The following is a 1,750-nucleotide window of genomic DNA, read 5'->3' on the forward strand; positions in this document are numbered from 1 at the left end:
GATCCGGGGTAGTGAACGCGGGATTGATGATCAGCTTGACGCCGCGGGAATCCAGATAATTAAGCGCATCAATCTGGGGCTCCGTGAGGTACAGCATCTTTTCGACGAGCTTCGCGCCCTCGCAGTTGGGCTGAGGACCGCAGTTGAGAACGCCGTCGAACTCAAAGCCCTGCTCCACGAGCTCCCGAGCGGTCTCGGGCGTCTTGAAGATCACGAGGTAGCGCTTCTTTGACGCAGACGCCTCGGGTAGCTTCTCAAGCGCCTTCTTGACGGAAAAGCCGAGCACGCGAATCGAACCGAGCGTGTTTGCAAAGACGCCGAGTATGAACTTGTCCCGAGAGATCTCGTCATCGACGATGATCACGCCATCGACCGGGTTCTCCTTCGTCACCCTCGTTGTCGTCTGGCCATGCACCACACGGCTGTCCACGCGATAGTGAGCGATCAATTCGATACCCCTCTCCAATTCCGGATGCAATGTCTGTAAGGAAGGCCTCCGACGATATATTCGCACAATATGGATCGAAATGAACCATGCGAACCAAGCTTTATCGTGAGCGGATGGTTTATTTGGTTCAGCGGTCTGTAAAGAAACCCCTTGCTCCAAGGCAAGGGGTCTCATTGTTGGTTCGTATGCTAACTCGAGCTTACGCCAGGCGAGCGGCGACCTCGGCGGCGAGATCGGCCATGGGAACCTGGGCCTGCTCGTGGGTGGCCATGTCGCGGATGGTGGCGGCGCCCGCGGCGACCTCGTCGGGCCCGAGCACGACGCAGAGCGTCGCGTGGAGCCTGTCGGCCTGCTTGAACTGGGACTTCAGGCTGCGGCCCTGGTAGTCTGCCTCGGTGCGAACGCCGGCGCCGCGCAGCGCGAGCGTGGCGGCAAAGACGGCGTCGCGCTCCTCGGCCCCCGTGCCGGCGACATAGACGCAAGTGGGCTCGGGGGTCGCGAGGTCGACGCCCTGGGAGGCCAGCGCGAGCGCGATGCGCTCGAAGCCCACGGCGAACCCGATGCCCGGGGTGGGCTTGCCGCCCTCGAGCTCCATGAGGCCGTCGTAGCGGCCGCCGCCGCCGATGGCGCCGACGCCGGCGTCGGCGACCTCGACCTCAAAGACGGTGCGGGTGTAGTAGTCGAGGCCGCGCACGAGCGTCGGGTCCTCGATGTAGGAGATTCCGGCCTCGTCGAGGTACTTCTTTACAGCGGCGTAGTGCTCGGCGCAGTCGTCGCACAGGTGGTCGTTGACCAGCGGGGCTTCGGCCATGACCTCGTGGCAGTGCGGGTTCTTGCAGTCGAAGGCGCGCAACGGGTTGATCTCGGCGCGCTCGAGGCAGTCCTCGCACATCTCGTCCTTGTGGTCGAGGATGAACTGGCGAACCTTCTCGCGGTAGGCGGGACGGCAGGCGCCGTCGCCCATCGAGTTGATGTAGAGCTTGAGCTTGGAGGAATCGAAGCCGAGGCGCTTGAAGTACTCCATGAGCATGATGATGCACTCGGCGTCGGCCGCGGCGTCGGGAGCGCCCAGCCACTCGACACCCACCTGGTGGAACTGGCGCAGGCGACCCTTCTGGGGGCGCTCGCCGCGAAACATTGCCTCGGCGTACCAGAGCTTGGCCGGCGCGCCGCCCTGCGGGACGAAATTGTTCTCGACGGCGGCGCGGACCACGCCCGCGGTGCCCTCTGGGCGCATGGCCATGCGCTGGCGCGGCTTCAGGCCGGCCTCGGTGCCCTTCTCGAGGAGGTCGCCGAACAGCG

At 64.5% G+C, this 1,750-nt stretch carries 1 protein-coding gene and 1 pseudogene; both read right to left on the reverse strand.

Annotated elements, in window-relative coordinates:
* On the reverse strand, nucleotides 1-448 hold a 448-nt coding region (locus ACT84W_RS02885), incomplete at its 3' end, for a PTS sugar transporter subunit IIB (protein WP_444328149.1).
* A gap of 199 nt (nucleotides 449-647) precedes the next feature.
* Nucleotides 648-1,750, reverse strand: a pseudogene (gene hisS / locus ACT84W_RS02890) (histidine--tRNA ligase); the annotation flags it as partial.

It is taken from the genome of Paratractidigestivibacter sp. (genome assembly GCF_052362415.1).
Lineage (GTDB): Bacteria > Actinomycetota > Coriobacteriia > Coriobacteriales > Atopobiaceae > Paratractidigestivibacter.